Annotated in this window: 15 protein-coding genes and 1 riboswitch; of the genes, 1 reads left to right on the top strand and 14 read right to left on the bottom strand. The window is 42.3% G+C overall.

Annotated features, from left to right (window positions below):
* Positions 1–199: 199 nt before the first annotated feature.
* Positions 200–2329, bottom strand: coding sequence for a heavy metal translocating P-type ATPase (locus Tfer_RS14975; RefSeq protein WP_152909080.1), 2130 nt, complete (start codon positions 2327–2329; stop codon positions 200–202).
* Positions 2330–2400: 71 nt separating this feature from the next.
* Positions 2401–2766, bottom strand: a complete 366-nt coding sequence (locus tag Tfer_RS14970; RefSeq protein WP_013119348.1) for an ArsR/SmtB family transcription factor — start codon at positions 2764–2766, stop codon at positions 2401–2403.
* 182 nt (positions 2767–2948) lie between these two features.
* On the opposite strand from Tfer_RS14970, the gene Tfer_RS14965 reads away from it, so the two are divergent.
* Entirely contained in the window at positions 2949–3158 is a 210-nt protein-coding gene (locus tag Tfer_RS14965) for a DUF1657 domain-containing protein (RefSeq protein ID WP_052219095.1), read from the top strand.
* A gap of 86 nt (positions 3159–3244) precedes the next feature.
* Here Tfer_RS14965 and Tfer_RS14960 read toward each other — a convergent pair whose 3' ends face one another.
* The 12 genes from Tfer_RS14960 to Tfer_RS14900 form a co-directional block, all read right to left on the bottom strand.
* Complete coding sequence (locus Tfer_RS14960; protein ID WP_052219094.1) at positions 3245–3580, bottom strand: hypothetical protein; 336 nt, start codon at positions 3578–3580, stop codon at positions 3245–3247.
* A 285-nt stretch (positions 3581–3865) separates the two neighbouring features.
* Positions 3866–4240 carry a desulfoferrodoxin gene (locus Tfer_RS14955; RefSeq protein WP_052219093.1) on the bottom strand — a complete coding sequence of 125 codons (375 nt, stop codon included), beginning with the start codon at positions 4238–4240 and terminating at the stop codon, positions 3866–3868.
* A 21-nt stretch (positions 4241–4261) separates the two neighbouring features.
* Positions 4262–4792, bottom strand: coding sequence for a rubrerythrin family protein (locus Tfer_RS14950; protein WP_052219092.1), 531 nt, complete (start codon positions 4790–4792; stop codon positions 4262–4264).
* Between the two features lie 533 nt (positions 4793–5325).
* Positions 5326–7896, bottom strand: coding sequence for a restriction endonuclease-like protein (locus Tfer_RS14940; protein ID WP_052219090.1), 2571 nt, complete (start codon positions 7894–7896; stop codon positions 5326–5328).
* Complete coding sequence (locus Tfer_RS14935; protein WP_052219089.1) at positions 7871–9910, bottom strand: McrB family protein; 2040 nt, start codon at positions 9908–9910, stop codon at positions 7871–7873. Before Tfer_RS14935 ends, Tfer_RS14940 begins: the two co-directional genes overlap by 26 nt.
* The gene (locus Tfer_RS14930; RefSeq protein WP_052219098.1) at positions 9911–10291 is read right to left on the bottom strand and encodes an HIT family protein; all 381 of its coding nucleotides are present in this window, start codon (positions 10289–10291) and stop codon (positions 9911–9913) included.
* A 33-nt stretch (positions 10292–10324) separates the two neighbouring features.
* A complete protein-coding gene (locus tag Tfer_RS14925) occupies positions 10325–10615 on the bottom strand; it encodes a hypothetical protein (protein ID WP_242843612.1) in 291 nt (96 codons plus the stop codon).
* Positions 10616–10697: 82 nt separating this feature from the next.
* Entirely contained in the window at positions 10698–10853 is a 156-nt protein-coding gene (locus Tfer_RS16665; protein ID WP_160315575.1) for a hypothetical protein, read from the bottom strand.
* Positions 10854–10884: 31 nt separating this feature from the next.
* Positions 10885–11826: an HNH endonuclease signature motif containing protein gene (locus Tfer_RS17195; RefSeq protein ID WP_160315574.1), complete on the bottom strand. Its 942-nt coding sequence runs from the start codon at positions 11824–11826 to the stop codon at positions 10885–10887.
* A gap of 202 nt (positions 11827–12028) precedes the next feature.
* Entirely contained in the window at positions 12029–12916 is an 888-nt protein-coding gene (locus Tfer_RS14915; protein ID WP_052219087.1) for a hypothetical protein, read from the bottom strand.
* Between the two features lie 220 nt (positions 12917–13136).
* Entirely contained in the window at positions 13137–15884 is a 2748-nt protein-coding gene (locus Tfer_RS14910; protein WP_052219086.1) for a TrlF family AAA-like ATPase, read from the bottom strand.
* Between the two features lie 992 nt (positions 15885–16876).
* Positions 16877–17167 (bottom strand): hypothetical protein, encoded by a 291-nt coding sequence (locus Tfer_RS14900; protein WP_052219084.1) that lies wholly within the window; start codon positions 17165–17167, stop codon positions 16877–16879.
* 102 nt (positions 17168–17269) lie between these two features.
* Positions 17270–17354: riboswitch (cyclic di-GMP riboswitch) on the bottom strand.
* Between the last annotated feature and the right edge of the window lie 346 nt (positions 17355–17700).

Genomic DNA, 17700 nt, shown 5'->3' with positions numbered 1-17700 from the left:
TCCCTTATCAACATCCCGGGGCGCCCTACATAAGTTGAGTGCCGGACTTCCCGGCGGCCTTCGCCATCTTCGAACATGCGGAAACCCCCTGCCTGCCTGGCTGCGGTTTTGCGGGCGCAGTCGCTCCCAAACGATAGGCGGAGAACCCTGCCCACCCTTCCGTAATTGTAGGTAGCCGCTGTGGTTTATTAAATCATGCTTAATATAATTCAGGTTTTATTCGCAGCAGCCTAATAGCGTTGAGAGTAACCAGAACTGCTGCCCCGGTGTCTGCCAGTATGGCCATCCATAACATCAACCAGCCCGGGAAAATGAGGACCACGGCAATTAATTTAATAACCACAGCAAAATAGATATTTTGTTTGATAACACTGAGAGTAGCTCTGCTCAGGCGCACCAGGAAAGGCAGCTTGGCCAGGTCATCGGCCATCAGGGCGATATCGGCGGTTTCCAGCGCCGTATCCGTACCGGCCCCGCCCATAGCTATCCCCACGGTTGCTGCCGCCAGAGCCGGCGCATCATTTATCCCATCGCCAACCATAGCTACTTTACCAAACTTATTAACCAGGTTATTCACGGCGGCTACTTTATCCTGCGGCAGTAATTCGGCATCAAACTCATCAATGCCCGCCTTCTCAACAATAGCTTTGGCCGTGGCTTTATTATCTCCGGTTAACATTACGGCCCGCCTTAAACCGGCCTGCTTTAATTCCCTGATAGTCCTGGCGGCTGATTCCCTGACAATATCAGCCACTGCTATTATCCCCACGATATTTTCTTCGTCCCCCACCACCATCACTGTTTTACCCTGTTCCTGTAACTGCGCGACAACCTGTCCGGTTTCTTTTGTTTGCATGCCTAATTCGTCTAATAGACGTGGATTGCCGATAAAATACCTTTTTCCTTTTACTTTAGCTCTGGCGCCTTTTCCTGTGAGGGAGGTGAAATCTTCGACCGGTAACAACGCCAGTTTTTCCTGCCTGGCCTTTTCTACGATGGCTTTAGCCAGGGGGTGTTCCGAAAATTGTTCAATACTTGCGGCCAGGTTCAATACCTGCTTTTCATCTTTGGCGGTGACGGGAATTATGTCGATAACCGCCGGCCGGCCGACAGTCAGGGTACCTGTTTTATCAAAGGCAATAACGGCTACTGAGCCCATTTCCTCCAGGTGCACACCGCCTTTAATCAGCACACCGTTACGCGCCGCATTGCCTATGGCCGAAACCAGGGCTACAGGCGTGGATACCACCAGCGCACAGGGACAGGAAACCACCAGCAGGGCTAATCCCCTGTATATCCAGGGACTCCACGGCCGGCCAAAAACAAGGGGCGGTATTAAGACCACTCCGATGGCCAGAGCGATGACTATAGGCGTATAAACGGCGGTAAAACGGTCAATAAACTTCTGGGAAGGGGCTCTTTGGGCCTGGGCTTCTTCTACCATATGAATTATTTTCGCGATGGTTGTATCGTTTACCAGCTTGGTGACCTCAACCTCAATGGCACCTTCCTGATTCAAAGTACCGGCAAAGACTTCATCACCGACGTTTTTTTCCACGGGAACAGATTCGCCGGTGATAGCGGCCTGGTTTACGGCTGAAGTTCCCTTAATGACCTTGCCGTCCATGGCAATTTTTGCACCCGGTTTAACAATCAATATATCGCCAACACGAATTTCATCCACCGCTAAACAAATTTCTTCCCCGTTTCTCCTGACCAGCGCTTCCCGCGGCGCAATGTCCATAAGTTCTCTAATAGATTGCCGGGCTTTTTCCATGGTGAAGGATTCCAGGGCATTGGAGATGGAATAAAGGAAAGCCACCGAGGCCCCTTCTGACCATTCGCCTATAGCCGCTGCTCCAATTACCGCGATGGTCATTAGTACATTCATGTCAAAATTAAGTTTCCGGATACTGAAAAAGGCTTTTCTGGCAGTGGAAAATCCACCGATTACCATAGCTGCAATATACAAGAGAATGGCAGCGGAAGTTAATCCTTGGGTGTGCTGTAGCACCCAACCGGCAAGCAGAGCGCACCCCGCCAGCCCGCTGATGATAACCCTTTTGTATTCAGCAAAGAAAGACTGTTTTTCCTGTCCTTTTTCATATGCCGGCCGCGCAACAATATCGTGCCTGGTTCCTGCCAAGTAAACGGCCTGCGGGTCAAAAGCCCCCTGCACGGTTAATTTGGAAGCGCCAAAGTTAAGCTCTGCCCTGGTGACACCAGGTATGGCCGCCACTTCTTTTTCAAACTTGGCGGCGCAGTCCATTCACGTAAGGCCGGTGAGCCGAAAAACAACTTTGTTCTTTGCGGACGCTATTTGCGGCATAATCATTTCTGACATAGTTACACGCCCTTTCCTTTTGCCAAGTTCTTTCCTGTACTACGTTCTCCTGGGCTTTAGCCATGCTTGATGTGTTCTAGCCCCTCGGTAAACAGATTAATAATATGTTGGTCATCAATGGAATAATAAACGATTTTACCCTCTTTACGGTATTTGACCAACCGTAAGTTGCGGAGAATCCTCAGTTGGTGCGAAATGGCAGACTGACTCATGCCCAACAGGGCAGCCAGGTCGCAGACACAAAGTTCTTTCTGGGCCAAAGCGTGAATGATCTGGACCCGGGTCGGGTCCCCCAACACTTTAAAAGTTTCCGCCAGTGAAAGCACAGTGTTCTTATCCAAGAGCTTGTTTTTTAACTCCTGTACAACATCCTCGTGTATACATAAGACGGCACATGTATCAAAAGCCTCTTTTTCCTCCAAAGTAAACCCCCCAAAAAGTTAATAATGTTTGAACAAATGTTCATATATTAGTTTATATTATGTGGGGCGCAAAGTCAAGGCGCTTTGCCATCTCTTATTATTATTTCCAGCATAACTAAAGCTTCTAAGGGACAATATAAAGTTGGCGAAAATTCAAATTCATATTAAAGGAGGTTATTTAATTGACTATCGGCGAAAAACTGCATCAGACTTTGGCCAGTCTTGAAGGGGCCGCAGCCAACCTGAAAACCTTTGCCCTTGATACTCAGGATAAAATGGCCCAGCAAATGTTTAACGACTTAAGCGGCCAGGTCGAAAACATCTGTAATAATCTGAGGGGGCGGGTAAATTATATTGAAGGGCAGGAACCTCAATATAAAGTAAAAAGGTAATCGGGCCCTGACTCATGAACCCTGTGTCAAGGGAAAGATATGTTAAAAATACCTCCTTGCGTATAATCAGCAAGGAGGCTAGTTTTTTATCCGACTTTTAATTTAATCCTTTCAATCTCCAGGTTCTGCCGGCCAAGTTCTCCGGCCAAAATTCTTATATCGCCACTGATCTCACCCAGTTTTTTCTCCGTTTCCGTTCTAAACTCAAGCAGACCGGCAGTCTGTTCGACAACGGCATCCAGTTTCTTTTCCACTCTGTCCAAACGTTCGCCCAAGTCTTTAAAGCCAACAAAAAGTTTGGCCTGGCCTTCTTCGAGCATAGCTTGTCTCTCTTCCAGCGGGGCCATGCTTGCCTCAAGTCTTGTTTGCCCCTCTTCAAGCCCTTCAACCTTGGCCAAAATCAGGTTAAGGATTTCTTTCATTTCCATTCACGCCCTTGGTAACATGATATCTTTTCTCATTCGGGTTTTAAAGAGAACATCAGTTCAGCTTCACCCTCCCAGGATTATTTTACCATAAACCAAACATTTGTTCCAGTATTATTTCCGGGAAGAGAAATTTTTGCGGCAGCGCAAACAGAAAACCCTTTACAATGCCTCACCGGATTCTGAGTTAACGGGAAAGCGTTGGCAGTCATGACCAACGGCACCATGAAAGCCAGGGACAAAAAATCACCTTCGTGCTAAAAGCAGAAGGTGATTTTTTTGCTATCTATGCCATAAGCCATGGATGTTGCAGTAAGCCCTGACCTCAACATTGTCGCCGGGCAGACAGAATTCAGCCACCGGCTCGTCACCCGGTTTCAGGTATTTACGGGCAACCTCTCCACTGTCAATAACTTCAATCCACTCAATATAGTGCTTTTCCTCCATCGGATGCTTTATGCTGCCGACAGTAGCCCTGATCCCCTCGACAGTTGCTTCAACCACCGGGACGTGTTTCTCCATGCTAGCCTCCTGTTCATTGGCCTTCTTTAGTTCCATGGGCTTTCCACAACAGACCAACTGACCTGCGCCGGTATGCACTATTTCCACCATGTTGCCGCACACATTGCATTTGTAAATCTGGTTTAACTCTGTCATATAAATTCCTCCTTTGGTTTTCTATTTCTGTCCTACCCTGTGCCCGGGCCTGTAAAATGTCCTGTCATGGCCGCAGAGAGGACACTTTTCCGGGGGTTCTGTCCCTTCGTGGACAAAGCCGCATTCCCGGCATTGCCATGCGATGATATCATCCCGCACAAGAAGTTTCCCATTTTCAAGAGCAGCCAGCAGTTTAGTGAACTTCTCGGCATGACGTTTTTCAACCGTGGCAACAGTTTCAAAAAACTTAGCCGCTTCAGTTACACCCTCTTCAAGGGCATCTTTCAGAAAAGCCGGGTACATATCTTTGTACTCAAAAGACTCCCCGTCAATGGCCGCCTGAAGGTTTGCCCTGGTGTCACCGATCCCTTTCAGTAACTTTAAGATGACCTCAGCGTGTTCTTTTTCATTTTTTGCCGCTTCCTCAAAAAACTCAGCAATCTCCAGCCACCCTTCCTTCCTGGCCACCGAGGCAAAAAAGGTGTACTTGTTCCTCGCCTGGCTCTCTCCCGTAAATGCGGCCAAAAGGTTTTTGACAGTTTTCTCACCCATATTTAATTCCCCTTTCTTTTAATTAATTTAAGATTTAATTTAAGATGGTTCATTAATATTGTTTACCCATTTGGTATAGTTTAATTATAATAAACTGCTTGGTTCTTTGTCAAAGGTTTTTTGGTAAAATCTGTGTCTCATGTTGCATTTCTCAAAAGTCTGGCCGCTGCACAGTGAAGTAACCGTTGCTCCGAAGTTACGCCTTCCTTTAACCACGAAAAGGTGGGTGGGGTGACCCTGCTACCCCAGAGCTTTGTGCTGCAAACCCTTGCCGTTCAGGCAGCGTTCCCGAACTCGATGGCTCATGTTGCATTTCTAATAAGTCAGGCCGCCTCCCGTCCGGTCACTCAACCTACGTTGAGCGCCGGACTTCCCGGCGACCTTCGCCATCTTCAAACAGGCGGGAACCCCCTGCCTTGTTGCCTCGGTTTGCAGCAAGACTCATGACGGCGGCAGCACAAAGGAAAACCTTGCACAATGCCTCACCGGGTTCTGGGGTGGTAGGAAATCGTTGACAGTCTGACCAACGGCGTCTACGACTTCACAAAGTCCCGGATGGCCTTAAATACTTTAACCCTGTTTCCTTTTAATTCCTCCAGAGACCAGGACCGTGTGATGCCGTTTTTTTCGACGGACAGGGTTTGGCCCGCAAACCGGAGTATGGCTCGACCATCCACAATAAAATCCTTTACCTTTGCTGCATCCAGATACTGTTCCCCGCCATTTACATGAAGTATAGCCACTTCAGCCCGCACATGCGGTTCCTGAGATACTCTCCTAAGCTCTTTCCATAGCCTAATTTCCTCTTCTGTCTGCAGTTTAAGCTCCGGAAGTTCCCGCGCACTTAACAATAACGGCAGTGTCGTAAACAGTTTATCGTAAACTCCATACTGTAACGGCACTATCTTCTGCGGCAACTCTTTCCACTCTTCAATTTCAAAACGCACATAATATCCTTTCTGGTCACTTTTTATCTCGGCAATTTCTTCCCTCTTAAGAATCTTAAAGCTCTTTATTTTACCGTAATGCCTGATCCCGCTGTCCTCTCCATAGAGCTCCCTACTTCTGTAGACCGCCACATATTCCAAATTCCCCAGGTTATTAACCACATTCTTTAACGGTGTGTGATAAAAACTGTATTTGTAGTTAATTTCCCATTGCTTCTTGGTTCTCAGGGAACCCACAAAAACATTTCTCTTTAAGAATTTGTTGTAATAATAATCTTCGGCAGCTTCATGAAGAAGAGCCTTTTCCATGGCCGTCTCGGGTGTATCCAATATGAGTTCATCCAACAGTTCTTCCACCAGGCCAGTATGCCCGGGTAAAAAGGGTAGCCCCCCTATATTGACGTGCTGGATACTTTCGTAGAAGGTATGAGGTTTGCCATCAGTGCGACCGGCATAGTTATCCTCGTCACCATAGGGAAACAGCACAAAAGCGCCATATACCGAACGCTCGAATCCCGTTTCCTTATTCCCAAATACTATAGCATCCCGATAACGGTGCATTGTGTTTATGTCATCCTCTTCGGGACCTGGCTTACCATGCTTAGCAAGATATCTTTTGTCCAGAGCAGGATTGATTCTGTATTTGGCATCAAAAACATATCTGTATTTAACATCAGACCCCTCTTTTTGCAATGAAAGAACGTTATCCGGAACCTGTGCAATAGTGGGAACGGAAATGTTGCTGTCCTGATAAGTGAGAGTAAACCTCTCCCCGTTCACAGGGTTTTCATAGATTATCGAGGCTGTTTTATCTTTTCTCAGTGTTACCGACAATCCCCGGTTATCTATTTTGATGAGACTGTTCTTTCTGAGCTTGTATTTCTTCCGCAAAATTTTGTTTAAGGCCAGAAAACACCAGTACTCGTAAAGGGTAGGCAGGTCTTTCAGTGACATATGAAAAACATCGGACTGAATAGACAGGCCTTTCATCAGCAGCAAATAATACCGGTAAACTTCGCCATAGCCGGGCGCCATCTGAAGTACCAATGAGGAGTTATCGAGCCGGTTCAGTTCTGTAACATTTGTAAAAATCTCCATTCTGGAAAAACCCTGAAGTTTGGCCAACATTCTGCGCAGCTTTTTATCAATGTATGGATCAAAACGGGAACTGTCACCTCGATATAATTTTAAGTACTCCTGGTGAATGACAGCCAACTTGTTGCAGACCTTTTTCAGTGCCCACTTAATAAAACGGTTTTCAAAAGTATCGTAGGTAACCTGCCTCTTACTTTCTCGGAGTTTTACCGGAATAAAATAATTGCGCCTCACTAAAATCCCGCTATTAGTTACAGACCGAACAAGGTTCTCCTGGTGACTAGCCAACCACTTCGCGGTCTGATGGTCAAAACGCCTGACTTTTTCCACCCGGGCTATGTGACCAACGGGGACAATCTTATGATGAGGGTTGGCTTTGACTAATTCCAGCGCTTTTACAAATTTGCCAAAAATGAGACTGATTATAGTGAAAAATTCACTGAGACTTTGTTTAACAGTGCGCGTCTCTTTGGCGTGGAAAAATGTTCGCATCATAAATTCATAGGCCAAGTTGTAAATTTCCTCATTAACTTCCCTGAGCAGTTCCTGAAAATCATGCTGATAATCAATTTTAGCAGGAAATACCTCCAGCTTTATTTTTAATACAGGCCTGCCCTCACAGTTGATTTGCAGCTCGGAAAAGCCGATGTTATTCCTGAAGTTTAAGTTCCCTGAAATAATGCCTTTTCTAAAGGGTGTCACAGCTTCTCTGAGGGATTTGTTCTCATGATAAAACTGAAGGTCTCTTCCTGTCAAAGATTCTATTTGAATATTATAAGTCTGTTGTTCATAAAAGCATGGAAATACTTTTTCGCCTGGATTCAGTTCACGCAACCCAGAAGTACCGTCACCTGTAAAAGGGTCAAAAACATAAACTTTGTAGTTCTTGCCAAAGGTGACAACCTCAAAGGCAGCCCGGGCCCACTCTCTTCTGGCGTCCTGGTGTAGCTGAAGATGTTCCACGGTGGGGTGAACGGGTCTACCTTTAATAAGCACAATCAGTTCATCGGACTCAATCCTCACCAAGTCCATGTCTTTATAACCAGAAAGAGGTAAAGCCATCATCAAACCTCCAGAGCATAGTGGCAATCTTTGCGGCGCTGCGCGGATAAGGTTTGATATTGTTGTTATCCTGTACATATTTTAGAGCCAATTCACCGACACCGGCCTCATGGTTAGAATAGTCCTGACCACTGGCAATCTTGAACAACTCAACAAGCACATTGAAGATTAGATTGCTGCTGCCCTGTATCCGTGGAAGTATTTTCTGCATCAACTGATAATCAAAGGCTTCGTCTTCCTCCAAAAGCCCACCGGCTTTGTTATAGGCCATATAGAAGCAAATTTCATCCCGAACCCGATATCCGACGTGTAAGTTTGCTTTGGACAAAACGGCGTTTATCTGATCAATCTTGTCAACAACGCTCTCCAGATACTCAAAGCTATCCAAACAATCTTTTAAGTTTAGATACTGGGCCTGAAATACATTATTATCTACAGGCAAAGGGCTTAATTCTTGAGTATCTTTACCAGGAAAGGATTTCAGATGAACCGTGGAAAACTCTATGGTATTGGCCCGGTCCAAAACTTTTTTGCTGAAAGGAAAGGTTGTTTCATCCATATTCACCGTACCGATAATGTAGAGGTTTGGAGGAATTCGGAGCTGTCCATACCGCTGTTTGTCCTCATCGGTATGAAAATAATCGTCGTGAAAAATCTTTTCGGAAAAACAACCGGCATCGGTTTTCTTCTTTGTTTCCATCAGGCTTAAAATATCGCTGAAATAATACTCCACTCTGGATAAATTCATTTCATCAAGACATACGAAAAAGGGCTTGTCCAATTGACTGTTTGCCCGCTGTATCACTCGGGTTAAGGGACCTGGTAAAAACTTCCCGTTGATGTCTTTGTAACCCAAAAGGTCTGAACTGTCGTTCCAATCAGGCCTGACAGGGATAAGTACAAACCGTCCGTTTTCCGTAGTTGCGCCAACGGCTTCAGCAAAGACTTCTACTAATTTACTTTTTCCGGTCCCGGAAATTCCGGCCAGAATAACAAAGGGTTTTGTTTTAAGGCATAAAAAGAAGTTTTTAATTAGGCCTGTTTCATATAAATAGCCTTTATTCGATATGTACTGATAAATGTGTTCGACAATTTCGTTATACTTCAGTCTTTCTTTATCAGAATTCATCAAACGAGGATTTGTCTGTTCATCAGGAATACCCATTTTGGTAACCTTCCTCAAAATGAAATAGTAATCTGCTCCCCCGGCTTCCTGTTCCACCCTGTCAAGCATAAACTCACCGGCGAAATGAAATAACTCTCCCTTTTTATCTCGCACAAAAACATACAAGGGATAGCCTTCTTTACTTGACTCAATAATCGCCTTATTTGAGGGCAGGTCCAGATTATAGGTCTTTTTGCCTGTTTCCTTGTCCGTTCTGCCTTCCAGGTAATATTTGAGAATGGTCCTGTCTTCCGTAAGCCATTGGTTCGGATACAACTCCCCGCCAATGGTACAGAGAATAACTACGGCTTTAAAATTTTCTTTAAAAATCGGGTGAATACCTTTAACCTGGTTTTGGCCCGATAACAGAGCTATATCAGTGGCAGTTACAGCCACGCCAGGAGCCAGAGAGGAGAGTTCCGGAAGTGTGATCTGGTGAGGGTCGAAGTCTTTGTAATACCAATAAAGGTGCTTGTAGGCCAGGTTTCTTATTTCCCGCCTGGTGGACTCGGTTAACTCGGCAACAACTTTATCGGTAAAACTGAGCTCCTGGCGATCCCCCCGGTAGGTGATAAACTTATTTAAAGCCTGAACGGGGTTAGTTAATATAAGTTCTTTGACCCGAGCATCGGTCAAAGTTGCCACTCTGGACATTTCGATCTTGTCCTTTTCAGGTTTTTTGCCAAATCTCTGCCTGGATTCGTAAAAATTTCGAAAGTACCTGGTCACATCGTCTAAACGGGCCACGCCATTCGCAGAACAATTCTCCAGCATAGCCAAAACGGTAACCATTTTATAGGAAGCCTGGCGGTTTCTAAAGCTTGCATCCAGCTCAGTTATAACGGACAATCAGGACCCTCCCTCAACGGTATATACTCTTTTATGCGGTATTACACCACGCACCCCACCGGTCGGGTTATCAATATCTCCTCTATACCTGGGAATCAGATGAATATGCAGGTGCATGACTGTCTGCCCTGCTGCAGTACCTACATTGATGCCTATATTGTATCCGTCGGGCTGAAAATTTGTGTCTAGGTAAGACTTGCTTTCCTCTACCAGGGCCCAGAGAAACTGTACTTCTTCGGAAGTGGCATCAAAGTAATTGCTAAAATGTCTTTTGGGGACGATCAGGAGATGGCCTTGGTTGACGGGGTATTTGTCAAATATGGCAAAGGCCAGGCTGTTTTGCAGGATTTGGTCGGTTCGGTTACAAAACGGGCAGGTAATGCTAATCAACCTCCTGTTGGGGTTTATATAAAATTATTGACCAATCTCTTTTTTGAGAGAAAAATCAGTTCTCTTTTTATCAGCCAACTGGTAACAATATATTTCATCAAATTTCGTTTCCAGCAAATATTCATTTTCCTGCAAAAGATTCCTGAAAGCTTCTTCCGCATTTTCTCCTTCGGAAAAACCTATAACCTGGCAATTATCAATGTCAGGCTCGACAGAATCAGAATCAGGTTGAAAGGTATAACCTTCAGAAGTAAGGAAAATATAGGGTTTCATGAATATTTTATATACACCCCCATCAATAAATTCTATAATCATATGGTCTCTTATAGTAATTGAAGTTGCTGACGTATTTTTGCTGATATTTTGTTATGTGGATGAAGACAGGTGACTTGAAAAATTAATCATAGGCTTCACAATGGCCATCTTCGTCAAACACTTTGACTAATTGTTCCACTTCAACTTTCGATGATATACTTGCCAGAGCTTTTTCCAAAGCTGAATCAAAGTCTTCTGCCTCAACCACCAAATATACCTCTACCCGGTATTGACTCATAAATTTCTCCCCTATCCACAGCACAAAAAGGCTAATAATTTACCAGCTTATGCCCTTCCCGAAAATTAATTCTATATTTTGTTTTATCAAATACGTCCAGGCACAGCGGCGAACTCCAATCGAAAACTATATCAAATTGGCCAGTATGTAAGCGGCGATGACAATTGGGGCATAAACATAAAATATTAAAAGGACTGTCGGGGCCTCCGGCGCTAAGGGGCTTGACATGATGAGCATCAGCATCCAAAAATCGAAAAGCCTGAATTCTTGGTAAGTGGCTTGTCCACCCGGTTTTTTTGATTTGTGTTGAGCATATCTGGCAGGTGTAATCGTAATGTTGTTTTATATCTTCCTTAAGCTTGGCGCTACTGTAATAAACGTTTATCGCCCTAGCAATCTGCTTGGGCTTTTCAATTCTGCTTGCAAAATCTTTAAAACGTAATATTCTAAACTGATTAATCTCTTCCTCAGTAAGTAGGTTATTTTCTTGTTCAAAACTGGATTTGGCTTGGGTTACTCTGGTTTTCATGTCCGCGTCCGGATTCTCATCTTTATAAAATTTTTCAACCTGTGTTTCACATTCAATCTCATAAACATAGGGCAAATTTGTAGAAAAAATATACAAGTACTCTGCTTCCTCATCCGGTATTCTGGTTTGCGGCCTTTCTTTGCCTTCCAAATGTCCAGTTTCTCGTTGCCTCAAAGCATTTATGTAGGTTCTTTGAAAAACTGCTTTAAAAAAATCAGAAGCTGGTGTCCCTTGGCTGTATTTAATCTGCAAAGTATCACTTGAAACTTTCCGATCGACATTATTTAATCGTGTTTTTATCACTTGACCATTCCAAACCAGGTCAATTTCCCGTGAATGCCCTCGGGGTAAATATTCTCCGTTGGCAATGAAAAAGTTCTGGTGACATTCAATAGGTATAGTTATCCCATATTCCAAAAGCGACCAATCAACTCTCTTTTTCAAAAGAAGGGTCCTGGGCATAATTATCACCTTTACGTTGAGACGCTAACTTGACGCTGTGTGTCAATCGAAAAGTTGACCACCAGGAGTTAATTCGAAGAACGACCTAACACTGGAGGGGTTGGCGCTGTGCCGGTGTTTTTGTATGCTTAACTAAGGAGACATGGCTTGATGTTAGACGATGCGACCGATTGCCGCTGTAATATTAGGGCTTATATCCCTGTTTTGCTAACATTTCTTTTACTTTAAGATCAAGAATAGCTCTATCTTTTAAACAGTAATCAAAAATAATGTCAATATTTTTTGCCATAGTTTCCTCAAATGCTTGGTAGGTTTTAGTTAGTTTATCAGATAAATATTGCTCTAAGTATTTCATTGAAACAATATCTATTAATAAAGTTCTCGTTACAGTGCCTGAAGAGTAATGACGTCTGTAAATAATATAGTCTTTTTCGGTTAATTCGTCATTGTGAACGTTGTATGAAAGTAAGGGGCCAGAAATAACGAGTAACGGCAGAAAAATACCAAGAAAATAGGACGGACGCATTGGGTCAAAAACCCAATTCTTACCAATGTCATGAATCTCAGAATCAACACATTTTAATAAAGGAACAAATAACGATTCATAAAGGTTCTTGTGTTCTGCTTTTCTTTTTGCTTGGTCGACTACACAGAACTGAGTTGAAATTAGCCCGTGTTGTATTTGATGATGAATTTCTTTAAAATTCAAGAGTTTTTGGATATCCAATCCTACATCTATGTTCGTAAAGAACATTTGAGTAGCGGTAATAGGAATATGATATTCTAAAAACTCTTGTCCTTGCGGTTGTCGTTCAAAGAAAACCAGAGGGTCTGATTTCTTTTTTACTTCTCCATAAGCAAAAAAATAAAATCCTGTTTTTCCAAAAGTAAAATCGGTATATTTGGTAGCTATAAAATCCACTTCTCTTGATCTGTGTTCATCTTGATCTTCAAATGCGTAATTGGCACCGGCAAAAAAACCAGCCTTTTCAAATTCGTTAATTACTTTCTGTTCTACTAAGTATCCCGACTTTTCAATTGCTTCTTTGATCTTCTCTTTATCAACTTTCATTATTGAATGCCTCCTACTTAATGCGTAACACAACCGGACGTTTCGTCTAACCGCCAAATACCGAGCCTGCCGTAAGCTTCGCCAATATGGCTTCGTCCAACACGTGTTGCCGCAATTGAGCATGTTGAAGAATGGCTAAACACCGACAGGGCCAGTGCTTTGCCGGTGTTTTTGCATGCTCAACTGCGGAAACACGGCTTTATGTTAGGCGAATGAAATTTTAATTAGATAATTTTAGTCCATATTTCATTCCTCTGGCCAAAAAAGCTTCTTGTCCGCCTTCTAATGATAGAATCGCATTTTTAACACTTGGTCTTTCTACTCCTCCACATGCCTCAATATCTCCACGTTTACCACCTTCGTCGTTTTCAATGGGAAGGTGCTTAACTTTGAACACCTTTTCGCTGTCTGCTAATACTGTAATATTTTGATTGTGAGTTACGAAAATGAATTGTCTTGAACTTCCTTCGCAATTACATTTAGATTGTTGCAATTTATTAATAAAGTCCTTAATATACTGCCAATCTAGTTCATCCTCTGGCTGGTCAATTATAAGTGGTTTATTACTTGCTTTTAACAAAATACTCAAAAGGAAGCTACATTGTTGGCCAGGGGAAAATCTTGAAAAATTCTTGTATTTTTTCTCATCGGTATCAAATATTTTAATTGCTACCTCATCATCAGCCTGAATCAATTCTAACTGAAATAACTCATCAGATATAGGAGATAAACCAAGAACATCAAAGTTTATAGTCCCTGAAAGCTCACCAAACAACACACCAGCGGTATGCGATGTAATGTTAGCTTTATTAGTTAATCCTTCTAAGTCTTTGTCTTTGATGAATTGAGCAAGTTCTTTACCTGTTAATTTGGCGTTAATTATGTTTTCTACTTGTTTCTTTTGAACATTTTTACCTGTAAATATCTCAATCAAGAAATTCCTTACTTTGTTAAAGTTTTTATCTTGGGAAATTGTTACCTCAATCATTTCAGTCTCTTCTGTCAATCTCTTAGCAGTGTTTATCCGCATCTCGCTTAATCGGTTGTTAAGATTATAATATTCTTGCAGTAACTGCTGTCGTTGGTTTTGGAGAGCTTTAATTTCTTCGACGGTTTTCCTGATTTTAGGTTCAACATTGTTTTCGATTTCTACCAATTGGTCTTTATAATCCTTAAGTTTCTTCGTTTCATCAATAATGTTTTCCATTCCGTGTTCTTGAAGATATTTAGTGTATTCTTCTAACTTGTCACGATAAACCTCAAGCCATATTTTATCACCGATTTTAAATGTATCTACTTCTTTAATAATTTGTTTTATTCTTTCAAGTCCATCCTTTTCTTGGTCTTCAATTTCCTTGAAAATTTGTTCTGAAATCCCTTTTAATCGTTGTAATACGGTGTCTTCTAAGGTGGGAAACTCTATTTTAAGAAAGTTAGATGTTTCTTTTAAAAATTGCTCCTTCTTCTTGGCAATGCTTCTTAGGTTTTTTATTATGAGGTCAAAATACTTTTTCTGTTCTTCAAACTTCTGAAATTCCTGTAAAATCGGTTCATTTAAAAGCGTTTCTATTTCTTGTATAGATTTCTGAATATTAGATTTATTCGAAGCAATATCTATGTCCTTACTTATGTCATATAAATGCTCAATCTGCTTTAAGGCATTATCTTCCAATTCCCTAATTTTTGTTTCAATATCTTCAAGAATATGGTTCAAACCACCTACTTCATCTATTAATCTCAGTTTCTCTTCGGCCTTCTTAGTAATTTCTTTTAGTTTTCCTTGTCCAAATATTTCAACATCGAAAGGAAGTTCAACAGGAATACTATTATCAATAAAACTTTTGTCATTTTGCTTGGTTAACTCTAGCGTTCTTGATACTGATATAAGTTTACCATTGGCATCCACCAAATCCAGATTAACTATGTTAGAAGGCCTTAGCAAATTATACAATCTGTCCATATATTCAAAATCTGTTTTATCATATTTCCCGAAAACAAACCTTATCAAATCAATTACAACAGACTTTCCACTGCCACGACCACCTATAATTGTATTTAACTCCGGGGAAAAATTAAATGGAAGCTCTTTATAAAAACCTCCGGATACCTTTATCCCTTTAATATAAGGATGGTTAATTGGAGGTTCTTTTTCCGAAATACATACTCTCAATTCAGGTTCGAAAAGTATCTGGGTTAGCCCATTAAAATCGATGGTGTCCATCTTAATCCAAGTATAATGTTTTCCAATTACTCTAGGGTCATTTTCGTCAGCAGGATTAGCGCCAATAAAGTGAGCATCGGAGTTTTTCACGCTAGCCATTATTGTAATGAAGTTGCCGTTTTTATTTAGATAAAATTCTCTGTCCTGTTGGGCTCTTTGTCTTCTTACTTCCATGACATCCATACACTTTACCAAATCACAAATGAGTTCATTTTGAGTATTAGTGTAGTCAAGCTCTTGTTCTATTCCATTTTGACTTTTAGGATGTGCTGCAATAATTATGCCTCCCAGATTTTTAGCGGCTTTTACTACTGTTTCGAAATTTGCATATTTCTTTTGGAGTCCCACTTTATAAGCTTCCTCATCTTTTAAGCTTGGCTGGTTTTCTTTCCCTTTATTAACAATGTCTGTGCGAGTAAGAGACAAATCAGGCAAAAACTTATCTCTAATGACTTCTTCTGTAATATATTCAGGGAAGATGACCAGTACATGAATGGCACGTCCACCTTTATCGGTTCTGACTTCTATTCCTGGGAGAAATTCAATCTCAATTCCTTGTTCATTCTTTGAATCAACAATTTGTCTTATTTTAGTAATATTATCGATGCAATTGTGATCTGTAACGGAAAAAAGGTTGATGCCACATCTAATAACTTCATCCACAAGAGCTTCTGGAGTTAAATTACAGTCATATGACGCATCCGAATGTAAATGCAAGTCAACTTTTCGCCATTTAACTTCGTTCATTTTTCATCACCCCTTAATTAAAAATTATTTCGCTTTAGCACCGAAACTTCGTTACCGTTTGCTTTGCGGCTGGCTTAGTGTAACCTGTGTTGCCGCATTTAAACATGTTGTGTTATGGCTAAACACCGGCACCTGCTGGTCCGGCGCTATGCACTTATACTTGGCGGATGGTTTTTGCACAGCACGTGCCGCCACAGTAAGGAAAACCTCCACACATCAGCAGGACCAATATCGTGCCAGTGTTTTTGTATGTTCAACTGCGGAAACATGTTCACTTGTTAGTGATATCTACAGACTCGACCCGAACTTCTTTTTAATAATTTTGAGCATTTGGTCCCGTGCAAGAAATAAATAGAACAAAAATATAATGATTAACGGATAGAGTGTGTATGAATAATTAAAAACCTTATAGGTTAGCCAGATAAGGAATAACCATATTGAAGCGGTTACACCGTAACCTGAATAAATTATTACCATTTTGTAATTGGATATATAAGGAAATGTGGTTACCATAGAAATAATTATTCCGCTTAAAAATAGACCCACACTTAGAAAAAAGACAAATGAAGACCAATCTTGAAAATAACCTAAAATCAATGAGTTAAAATGGAAAATTTGTTTTGGAAAATGACTAATAATATTATCTAATCCTGAAATGCTTTTGAGAAATAGCAAAAACGAATTTAGCATTAAATAATATAATTCTATTAACCAAATAGCTTGGGGTACAGTAAATAGATTTAGCATTTTGACACTCTTAATCAAAGATTTTATGAGTTTCTTTTCGATTACGTCTGGACTTATTTCATCCATTACTTTTTGCTCCTCTTAGTTTGTAAATTTCTCCTAACCACCGCACGTGCCGCCGTAAGCCATGCAGATGCGGCTTGGCCCAACACGTGCGTCACATTTAGGCAAGCGGCCAAACACCGGCAGGCGGCGCTGTGCCGGTGTTTTGGTATGCTCAACTGCGGAAACACGGGTTTACCTTCCTACCTCTCCCAATTCTCCACTTCCATCTCAATTCCCCCGCTAAACTTTGCCACAAAGTTAAAGACAAAGGTATATATCGCATTCACCACTGCAATCAATAGACCGTAGAGCAGGCCCAACAATATACCGCCCATCATCCCGCCGCCGAAAGCCATTTCGGACTCCTGCGGGGCAAAGGTTGCCACAATACCCATGAAAAGTCCAATGATAAACCCTAGCAGTATACCTGCAATCAGCGAAAACTTAAACACCGAACCCACACTGATTTTCTTGAGCTTAAAATTGTACATCCTACATTCCCCCCGGTTTAAACTTTCCATTGTCAATTGTCAATTGTCAATTGAAAAAACCCGTCCCCCAAAGGAACAGGCTTTCCACTACTACCGCAACTATACTGCAACCTGGCAATCCTGGCCCTTCGGCCGTAGACCCATGGCTTTGCGCCCCATGCTTTCGCATGGTTTGCCAAACAATATGAGTATTTGTCGAATTTTTCCTGTTTCATAAAATACGCCCCGGAACAGCAGAACTCCTGCGTTGGGGCAGCTTAATTTATCGCCATATTCCGACTGTTTTCGACAATTTTTCCGTTTTGCCTTTACCTCTGATTTCCTCTGTGCTCTCCGCGCCCTCTGTGGTGATGTGTTAACCGCTGTAATGCTGAAAGGGTGGGTGGGGTTCTCAGGCTACCGTTAAGGAGCAACTGCGCCCGCAAAACCACAGCCGGGCAGGCAGGGGGTTCCCGCATGTTCGAAGATGGCGAAGGCCGCCGGGAAGTCCGGCACTCAACTTATGTAGGGCGCCCCGGGATGTTGATAAGGGA

This window comes from Thermincola ferriacetica, assembly GCF_001263415.1.
GTDB classification, from domain to species: domain Bacteria; phylum Bacillota; class Thermincolia; order Thermincolales; family Thermincolaceae; genus Thermincola; species Thermincola ferriacetica.
Note: the sequence above shows the minus strand (reverse complement) of the source record. Positions and strands in the feature narration are given on the sequence as shown.

What these genes read in the sequence shown, in the direction of transcription:
- Tfer_RS14960 (WP_052219094.1), bottom strand. Translation starts at nt 3,580, where the DNA reads ATGAAAGAAATCCTTAACCTGATTTTGGCCAAGGTTGAAGGGCTTGAA.
- Tfer_RS14955 (WP_052219093.1), bottom strand. Translation starts at nt 4,240, where the DNA reads ATGACAGAGTTAAACCAGATTTACAAATGCAATGTGTGCGGCAACATG.
- Tfer_RS14950 (WP_052219092.1), bottom strand. Translation starts at nt 4,792, where the DNA reads ATGGGTGAGAAAACTGTCAAAAACCTTTTGGCCGCATTTACGGGAGAG.
- Tfer_RS14940 (WP_052219090.1), bottom strand. Translation starts at nt 7,896, where the DNA reads ATGGCTTTACCTCTTTCTGGTTATAAAGACATGGACTTGGTGAGGATT.
- Tfer_RS14925 (WP_242843612.1), bottom strand. Translation starts at nt 10,615, where the DNA reads ATGATTATAGAATTTATTGATGGGGGTGTATATAAAATATTCATGAAA.
- Tfer_RS16665 (WP_160315575.1), bottom strand. Translation starts at nt 10,853, where the DNA reads ATGAGTCAATACCGGGTAGAGGTATATTTGGTGGTTGAGGCAGAAGAC.
- Tfer_RS14915 (WP_052219087.1), bottom strand. Translation starts at nt 12,916, where the DNA reads ATGAAAGTTGATAAAGAGAAGATCAAAGAAGCAATTGAAAAGTCGGGA.
- Tfer_RS14910 (WP_052219086.1), bottom strand. Translation starts at nt 15,884, where the DNA reads ATGAACGAAGTTAAATGGCGAAAAGTTGACTTGCATTTACATTCGGAT.
- Tfer_RS14900 (WP_052219084.1), bottom strand. Translation starts at nt 17,167, where the DNA reads ATGTACAATTTTAAGCTCAAGAAAATCAGTGTGGGTTCGGTGTTTAAG.